This window comes from Paenibacillus sp. Dod16, assembly GCF_049893405.1.
GTDB lineage: Bacteria > Bacillota > Bacilli > Paenibacillales > Paenibacillaceae > Paenibacillus_AQ.
The window spans coordinates 123,047-131,863 of record NZ_JBNDYG010000028.1 but is presented as its reverse complement, the minus strand read 5'-3'; the positions used below and the strand labels follow the sequence as shown (position 1 = coordinate 131,863).

General features: G+C 48.9%; 7 protein-coding genes and 1 pseudogene (1 of these 8 running past the window's edge). 7 read left to right on the top strand and 1 reads right to left on the bottom strand.

Going from position 1 to position 8,817, the window contains the following annotated elements; all coding sequences use genetic code 11:
- Positions 1-1,756: beta-L-arabinofuranosidase domain-containing protein (locus ACPV3A_RS20105; RefSeq protein WP_426200791.1), on the top strand; the 1,756-nt coding region annotated here is incomplete at its 5' end.
- A gap of 70 nt (positions 1,757-1,826) precedes the next feature.
- Here the strand turns inward: ACPV3A_RS20105 and ACPV3A_RS20100 are convergent.
- Positions 1,827-3,278, bottom strand: coding sequence for a DHA2 family efflux MFS transporter permease subunit (locus ACPV3A_RS20100; RefSeq protein WP_426200789.1), 1,452 nt, complete (start codon positions 3,276-3,278; stop codon positions 1,827-1,829).
- 238 nt (positions 3,279-3,516) lie between these two features.
- On the opposite strand from ACPV3A_RS20100, the gene ACPV3A_RS20095 reads away from it, so the two are divergent.
- From ACPV3A_RS20095 to ACPV3A_RS20070, 6 genes and pseudogenes are all read left to right on the top strand, one after another.
- Complete coding sequence (locus ACPV3A_RS20095; RefSeq protein WP_194543308.1) at positions 3,517-3,894, top strand: winged helix-turn-helix transcriptional regulator; 378 nt, start codon at positions 3,517-3,519, stop codon at positions 3,892-3,894.
- A gap of 134 nt (positions 3,895-4,028) precedes the next feature.
- Positions 4,029-4,316: a hypothetical protein gene (locus ACPV3A_RS20090; RefSeq protein WP_220684783.1), complete on the top strand. Its 288-nt coding sequence runs from the start codon at positions 4,029-4,031 to the stop codon at positions 4,314-4,316.
- 59 nt (positions 4,317-4,375) lie between these two features.
- Entirely contained in the window at positions 4,376-4,909 is a 534-nt protein-coding gene (locus ACPV3A_RS20085; RefSeq protein ID WP_426200786.1) for a hypothetical protein, read from the top strand.
- Between the two features lies 1 nt (position 4,910).
- The gene (locus ACPV3A_RS20080; RefSeq protein WP_426200784.1) at positions 4,911-5,759 is read left to right on the top strand and encodes an aminoglycoside phosphotransferase family protein; all 849 of its coding nucleotides are present in this window, start codon (positions 4,911-4,913) and stop codon (positions 5,757-5,759) included.
- Between the two features lie 323 nt (positions 5,760-6,082).
- A complete protein-coding gene (locus ACPV3A_RS20075; RefSeq protein ID WP_426200782.1) occupies positions 6,083-7,090 on the top strand; it encodes a LacI family DNA-binding transcriptional regulator in 1,008 nt (335 codons plus the stop codon).
- 41 nt (positions 7,091-7,131) lie between these two features.
- Positions 7,132-8,817, top strand: a pseudogene (locus ACPV3A_RS20070) (L-fucose isomerase); it runs 122 nt beyond the window's last position.

Here is an 8,817-nt window from a genome sequence, read left to right as displayed (position 1 = left end):
CGTAGGGGATGAGAACGGGTGGCTGGGCGGCCAGGGAGAGAGCTGGGAACGGGGACCTTATTATGTTGACGGTTTGCTTCCGCTAGCTTATTTGCTCGAAGACGAAACTTTGATTGCCAAAGCGAATCGCTGGATCGAGTGGTCGCTTGCGAGCCAGCAGGAGAATGGCATGTTCGGTCCGACTCGCATAACCTCCGTCAATCAGGATATCGACAAGAAGCAGGACTGGTGGCATTACATGATCATGCTGAAAGTGATGATGCAGCATGAAGAAGCAACGGGCGATGAACGGATCATTCCTTTTCTGACGAAGTTTTTTACTTATGTCCATTCGGTTATGGAGGAACAGCCGCTGCGGGGCTGGGCCCAAACCAGGGGTGCGGAGATGCTGCTGTGCATCGTGTGGTTATATCGACGTACGAAGCAACCTTTTCTGTTAGAGCTTGCCGATATCGTTGTCGGACAAACAACGGACTGGAGCGATATCTTTCATGATTTTCCGTTCTGGCGAAAGGTCGAAGAGTGGGATTGGACGACCCATGTCGTGAATGTAGCGATGGGAATTAAAACGCCGGGCGTATTGTTTGAATTGAGTGGCAATCCGGTGGAGCGGGAAAGCGTGCATCGGGGCATCGATTCCCTAATGACGTATCACGGTCAAGCGCATGGCATGTTCTCCGGAGACGAATGGTTATCCGGCACCCATCCGAGTCAAGGCGTAGAATTATGTGCCGTCGTGGAGTATATGTTCTCGATGGAGCAGCTGACGCGTATTTTCGGGGATGGACGTTTCGGGGATATTTTGGAGAAGGTCGCATTTAATGCGCTGCCCGCCGCCATCTCCCCGGATTGGACCTCGCATCAGTATGATCAGCAAGTCAACCAGATGATCTGCAATGTCGCTCCGCGGGCATGGAGCAACAGTCCGGATGCCAATGTCTTCGGTCTGGAGCCGAACTTCGGATGCTGCACGGCCAATATGCATCAGGGCTGGCCCAAGCTGACGTCGCACCTATGGATGAAGGATCAGGAGGACGGGCTTGTTGCCATTTCCTATGCCCCATGCACGGTGAGAACGACGGTCGGTCGTCAAGGCGTTCCGGCTGTCGTCGAGGTAACCGGGGAATATCCGTTCAAGGATCGCGTTCATATCCATTTGTCGCTGGAATACGAGGCATCGTTTCCTCTATCGCTGCGCATCCCGGCCTGGTGCGACGATCCTGTCATAACTCTGAATGGGCGCGATTTGCCATTCCAGGTGCAGTCCGGTTATGCACGAATCGTACAGAACTGGCAGAACGGCGACCGATTGGATATTCATTTGCCGATGGAAGTGAAGACTGTTACGCGCAGCATGTACGCTACCAGCATTGAAAGAGGGCCGCTGGTGTATGTGCTGCCCGTGAAGGAGAACTGGCAGATGATCCGGCAGCGCGACATGTTCCACGATTGGGAGATTTACCCTGCATCTCCATGGAAATACGGTTTGGTCGCCGATACGTCATTCGAGGTGCTTGAGCAGGATATGGTCCGCCAGCCGTTCCTGGCGAAGGATGCACCTGTCCGGGTGAAGGTGAAAGGCCAGCTGATTCGGGATTGGAAGATGGAAGGCAACAACGCCGGAAACCCTCCGCTGCATCCGAACACGGACGGACAGCCCATTACGGAATTGGAGTTGGTTCCATACGGAAGCGCCAGGCTTCGGATCGGTGAGTTCCCTCTGATTGGAGAGCGGAAAAGAGCCGCAAAGAAATAAGTGAAAGTAAGCACGCTATAATCGTTTTATAATGTAGAATCCCCCTATTGAGGGGGATTCTTATTCTTGTTTATCCGCCCGTCATCTTATTATGCTGTTGCTGATCGATGGGTTTATCCACTTGTTCCCACGGCTTACGGAGCAATAACCCCATGACGACCCCAAGAGCGGCCACAGTCATCACAACAAGGAATGTAAACGAGAACGCATCAGCCCAAGCATCGACTTTCGGTACGGAATGAGAAGAGGCCGAAATACGGGTTGTCAACAATGTTGAGAAGACAGCCACGGCAAAGGAGCCCACAACTTGCTGTGAAGCATTGTTTAGGGATGTCACACGGTTGATTAATCCTTGCGGTGCAGCGTTCATAACGTAGGCGTTCAAAGACATAGCATATAATGCATGGCCGGATCCGGCTAAGGTCATGGCGACAAGGATGATTCCCGTTCCTCTGCCAAATGAATCCGTAAAGAGCAAGAATGCTCCCAGACCAAGAAGTGCAGTACCGATAATAACAAGCAGCTTTACACTACGAAACCGATCATACATACGTCCACCAATCTGCATGAGTACGATACTGGCAATAGCAGGTGATATCATGAGAAGCCCAGTATCAAAAGCATTAAGTCCTTTCACCTGCTGGAGATAAACGGGAACCAGAAAGAAGTTTCCATAGAATGCAGCGGCTGTTATCCATAGAATTAACATAGCACTTGTAAAAGACTTGGAGCGGAACACTCGCAACTCAAGGAGCGGCTCGCTATTTCCAAGTTCAATCAGGATGAATAGTAGAAGCGCCGCAACACCAACCGCAAGGCCGATAATGGTCTGTATGGAGCCCCATCCGGCATCGCCCGCTTGATTCACGCCATAGAGGAGGGCGGCAAAAGCGATTGGACCAAAAATCATTCCGAGTTTATCCAGCTTAGCTTGAGTCTGACTCTTCAGTTTAGGAAGATAGCGTAGTCCAAACCAGATTCCTAATAAGCCTACAGGTACATTCACCCAGAATAAAAAGGGCCAGCTAACGTTATCCACCAACCACCCGGCAAACACGGGTCCGATGGCTGGTGCAATAAGAATGGGAACGCCCAAGTACGATCCCATTACGGTTCCTACCTTATCAGGAGGACTGATCTGAAAGACAATGGCATAACCAATGGGCATGACTATGCCTCCTCCTAAACCTTGAAGTACACGAAATAGTATAAATTGCTCTGCGTTGACCGAGAGTGCGCACAGAATAGAGCAGATTGTAAAAATGAAGATTGCCAGGATAAACATGCGCCTGCTGCCAAAACGATCAGCCAGCCAGCCGGCTACCGGAATGATGGCCGCTTCGGCAAGAATATAACCCGTGGTCGCCCATTGCATGAAAGATAACGAGCTTTGAAAGGAATTCATTAGATTAGGAATGGCTACATTCATGGCTGTCATATTAAGTAGGACCATAAACATGCCAATGATGATAGCGAATAAGGGTGCGCGAATTTCTTTTATGGTAGTAATGGTGGTCGACATGTATTGTCTCCTCCTGTTATATTTTTTTGTTCGAAGTCACATCTCCGGGTATGTGACCCCATTCAGAAAGAGAATCGCGCGATTCCAGGTGATACGTGATGCAGTATTCAAGTTTGCACCTTGATCACAGCTATGTGCCAAATTATAATGACTCTAAATCAACAATAACAGTAGGCAATATTTATTGATTAGATCATTTAATATAGACCAACTTACTTTACGTTAGGGTGGTGATGACTTGAGCGATCGTTCAGAGCATCGTGAGGATTATGAGGCATGTACGGAGGTTATCGGCGAGGTTTTAAAAATAGTGGCAGTGAAACGCGCGGTTCACGTAATCGGTGAACTGCATGATGGTCCCCAGCGGTTTAACCGCTTGCGTCGGAGTTTGGGCAATATCAGCACGCAATCATTGACAGTGATTCTGAGGCATCTGGAGCAAAACGGCATCATTAGCCGTCAGGTATTGCCGACTATGCCGGTTACCGTGGAGTATTCATTGACAGACCAAGGTAGAGAATTTGAAGAGGTCCTAAATGTGATACATGATTGGGGAGCATCTAGGAGAATGCATCGGACTCCTTTAGGAAAAGCAAGTTTCTCAGCAGAGAAATAGATAAACGAAACTCATGAAAACCGCGTTGATCGCGGTTTTTTTGTTGTACAGCTATGTGTTCAAGGTTAAGATAAGTGTTTACCAAGCTTTGGAAAACACATAATATGGAGTTATTGGAATATCGAGGTGATCGTATGAGAATAGACAAGAGCATATTTAATATCTCGGCATGGCTGGCTCTGTTTACCATCCTTGTGTTCCCAGGTAAAATATGGGCGGAGGGTGAGGGTGCACCCCGAATCGAATATGGATTTCCGTTTAGATTCTTTATCAAGTATTATCCGGATTACATGGATAGCAGTCCCTGGTTTATTAAGGGCGTTCACATTCAACTGCTGTCTTATTTTTTCAATGTATTGGTGATTTATTGGATACTGCACATGTTGTTGTCGCTAGGAAAAAGTATAAAAAAGAAAGAGTAATGGGATAAGCGATATGGAATGCGCTGGTGAGAAAGGGAAATTTGCCAAAGGAGATTTTCATGAAGATAAGAATGATAGTGGTCCTATTACTCGTATTTGTTATCCTGATAAATGGCAATGCTCAACGAGATTCGATGGATACGCCCCTATATGAAGGTAGAAGCCTCGTCATTGGTGTGATCGGAGAAACACCGCAAGTCAGGGAGAAGGGGCATGTGGGTTTTAAAGAAGTTACGTTTCAGCAGCTAGAGGATCTAGACCTTTCCGCGGAGTTGGACGCCATATTCATAACAAAAGAACATTTGATGGAAGCTTCTAAGCCTAAGTATACAGAAGTGTATAATAAGGCTGAAGTTCCCTTTTTCTATATTGAGTCTAAAAAATCTCATGTCCCCTTCACGGTCGAAGAATTGTCTTACGATGAGGTTCCGGATCTTTCATCGGATATGTATGCAACCGGATATTACGGCAAGGATGCGGAGCATTGGGGTTATGGCTTATACAACGGTGTAATGAATGAGACCAATGTCCAGGCTGTTTATTCCCATATTTTCGCAACGATCGAGTCGTTGCATCATGACGGAGGAACGTAATTTGCGGGAAATCATTTGGTTGGAGAAAAGCGAGACGCTTGAGCTATTGTTGGAACATGAACCTGCAATTCAAGTCATCCCGTTAGAGTCCGGTCTGGAAGCAGAGGTGGCGAAGATCGTCACGCCATCGGCAGACTACGTACTAAAGGTTTGGAATAAAACGTCCAAACCCGACGTTCAAATGCAGTATCGAATATTGAATGCATTGTATTCGCATGGAAGGGCCGTATCGAAGCCTGTGGGCTGGGGGACAGACCGGAATAGCAATCCAGTAATGCTGACCAGTTACGACGGCACGCCCGTACAAATAGTCAATCAGTCTAAACTAGTAAAGCTTGCGAAAACGCTAATGGATATACATAAGCTGCCCCTGGATAGCCTGAACGGCTTCGGGCTGCCGAGGTATGATTTCGTCTCTTATTTTTATCCTCGAATGGATGAGTTCCCGGATATCCAACATCCATTGATGGAGCTTGTTGAGCGTGCACATATCAAACAAGAATGTATCATCCATGGCGATTATCACCTTGGCAATATTCTTGAGCATGAAAACAAACTGACCGTGATCGATTGGACGAATGTCCAAATGGGCGATCCCCGATATGATATCGCATGGTCGATTATCTTAATGTGGATATATGTAAGCGAGAAGCAAGCGTCCTTTTACCGTGTTGCATTTTGTGCCGAGAACCGTTACGAAGCCGCTGAGCTTGAGCTGTTTGAAGCCATTGCGTGTCTGCGCTGGGTTTTGCTTAGCAGAGTGGACCACCCTCCCATTAGAAAGGATACGATCGCTAGGGTAAGGTCGATATTGAAGAGCAACACGTATTTAAATATCAGGGCTCTTTAAGTTTGATCCCAAATGACCAGCCAGGTTCCCAAATGCAAGACAGAGATAGATTCGTGAAATATTACAGCTGTACACGGAGCCCCCTGAAGCCACCTTGCATAATGGTAAGGGGCTTTTTTCTATATTAGTAGCAGCGTGATAAGCCAGCCAATCGCCCAAGAATGAGATAAGTTAGAGCTATGCAAAAAGTCGAGTACAATTCTCTTCTGAAGTTTTATAAAAATAGGGTTGACATAAGCATGTACCTTCTTGTAATCTGTGATTGTAATCGTTTACGTAATCGATTACATAGCGGAATCATGACGTTTTGAGGTGAACAATGTTTGGCAAAAGCAACGATTAAACAAGTAGCAGCGGCAGCAGAAGTATCCACGGCAACCGTTTCAAGAGTGCTGAACGACAGCGATTATGTAAGCGATGAAATTAAAGAGCGAGTGATGGCGGCGGTGAACCAATTGAATTACCGTCCAAGCGCCATCGCCCGCAGTCTGAAGCAGGACCGGACCTATATGATCGGGGTTATTGTTCCTGATATTTCCAACCCTTATTTTATGGGGATCTCCAGAGGTATTGAGGACATTGTAGGCAAAGAAGGCTTTCAGCTTATATTCTGCAGCTCGGATGAGAATCCGGACAAGGAACGACGACTGCTTAAGCTTATGCAGGAAAAGCGCGTGGACGCCGTCGTACTGGCGACGTCGGGCGGCAATGATCCGGCGATCAAGCAGCTGGCGGATTCCAAAATGCCGATTGTTCTCGTAGACCGGAAGCCGGACTCGCCGGAAGCGGGTTTGACTCTCGATCTGGTAGCCGAGGACAACACCGAGGGCGCATCCCGCCTGACCCGGAAGCTGCTTGAGGATGGTCATACGGTTATTGGTGTAGTAAATGGACCGACGAGATCCAGCACAGGAAGGGAACGTCTTGAAGGTGTCCGGAAAGCAATGAAGGAATACGGTTTGAACGAGGAACCCATGGTGTACAATGGAGACTTTTCTACGGAGGATGGAATCCGCGCGATACAGCATTTTCTGGCAGGGGGAAGAAGGCCAACTGCGGTTATATCCCTGAATAACCGCATGAGTCTCGGTGTTTTGCTTGAGATTGTGCGTTGCGGTCTAAAGATTCCGGCCGATATGGCCGTAGCTTCTTTCGGTGAAGTAGAGTCCGGTCCATTACTCAAGGAATCGGGACTCTATTATATGGAGCAGCATCCCTATGACATGGGGATCAAAACCGGCGAGATTCTTCTGCGTCGAATTCGCGATGAGGCCCCGCTGTCTGAACCTGAAATAGCGATTTACAGCAATGAAGTGAAACAGCTGGATTGATTCTACATGCTGCCGCTCTAAAAACAGAGAGGATGAGGACGATGCAATATCAAACTCACAACTGCAATCGATTGCAGAATCAGCTGCCGAAGATTGGTATACGACCTGTTGTAGATGGTCGGAGGGGAGGCATTCGGGAATCGCTGGAGGACGTAACGATGGATATGGCGAAGCGAACGGCGCGTCTGCTTACCGAACGGCTAAGGCATAGCAACGGGCTGCCGGTAGAATGCGTGATGGCTGACACCTGCATTGGAGGCGTAGCCGAAGCCGCACGTACGGAGGAGAAATTTGCCAGGGAGAATGTCGGTCTTACCATTTCGGTGACTCCCTCCTGGTGTTATCCAACGGAAACGATGGATACGCATCCGACAAGGCCGAAAGCCATTTGGGGATTTAACGGAACGGAGCGCCCCGGTGCCGTGTATCTGGCAGCAGCTCTTGGCGCGCATAATCAGAAGGGACTTCCGGCTTTCTCTATCTATGGTCGGGATGTGCAGGATATCGGGGATACCGAAATTACGGCTGACGTAGAGGAGAAACTTTTGCAATTTGCAAAGGCTGGCCTTGCCGTAGCGACCATGAAGGGGACTTCGTATCTGTCGATGGGCACAGTATCTATGGGAATCGCGGGCTGTATCGTCGACGAGGATTTTTTCCAGAAGTATCTTGGGATGCGCAATGAATATGTGGATATGACGGAATTCGTAAGACGAATCGAGCTGGAAATTTACGATCATGACGAATATGAGCGGGCGCTTTCCTGGATTAAAGAAAACTGCAAGCCTGGGGCGGACGTCAATCCGGAGCATTTGAAGCGAACCGATGAGCAGAAGCAGCAGGATTGGGAGACCGTCGCGAAGATGGCGTTGATCGCGCGCGATTTGATGGTGGGTAATCCGAAGCTGGCGGAAATGGGATACGGAGAGGAAGCGCTCGGGCGAAATGCGCTGGCTGCAGGTTTTCAAGGACAACGTGCCTGGACGGATTATTTTCCGACCGGGGATTTCATGGAGGCTATACTGAACTCATCCTTTGATTGGAATGGTCTGAGAGAGCCCTACATGGTCGCAACGGAGAACGACAATCTGAATGGGATTACGATGCTGTTCGGACATCTTCTCACGGATGCAGCGCAGGTTTTTGCGGATGTTCGTACATACTGGAGCCCGGAAGCCGTAAAGCGTGTAACCGGGTATCAGCTTGAGGGAATTGCGGCGCAGGGCGTGATCCACCTGATCAATTCCGGGCCTGCTGCCCTTGACGGGACGGGAAGGCAGACAAAGGACGGCAGACCGGCGATGAAGCCGTTCTGGGAAATCACGCAGGAGGAAGTTCAGGACTGCCTCGATGCGGTCAAATGGTGTCCGGCTATTGATTTCTTCCGCGGGGGTGGCTTCTCAACCGACTTTACGACCCGGGAAGGTATGCCGGTAACGATCGCGAGAATAAATAGGGTTGCGGGTGTTGGACCGGTCCTTCATATTGCCGAGGGGATGACCGTTGAGCTGCCGGACGCGGTACACGATATATTGGATCAGCGAAGTGATCCTACATGGCCGACGACCTGGTTCGTGCCGAATCTGACCGGTCAAGGCCTGTTCAGGGATGTATATACCGTGATGAGCAATTGGGGATCCAACCATGCCGCTATGAGTTATGGGCATATCGGCGGGGAATTGATCACCTTGGCATCAATGATCCGCATTCCGGTATGCATGCACAAC

Coding starts and splice junctions, on each gene's coding strand:
- ACPV3A_RS20090 (WP_220684783.1), top strand. CDS start 4,029: ATGAGAATAGACAAGAGCATATTTAATATCTCGGCATGGCTGGCTCTG.
- ACPV3A_RS20100 (WP_426200789.1), bottom strand. CDS start 3,278: ATGTCGACCACCATTACTACCATAAAAGAAATTCGCGCACCCTTATTC.
- ACPV3A_RS20085 (WP_426200786.1), top strand. CDS start 4,376: ATGAAGATAAGAATGATAGTGGTCCTATTACTCGTATTTGTTATCCTG.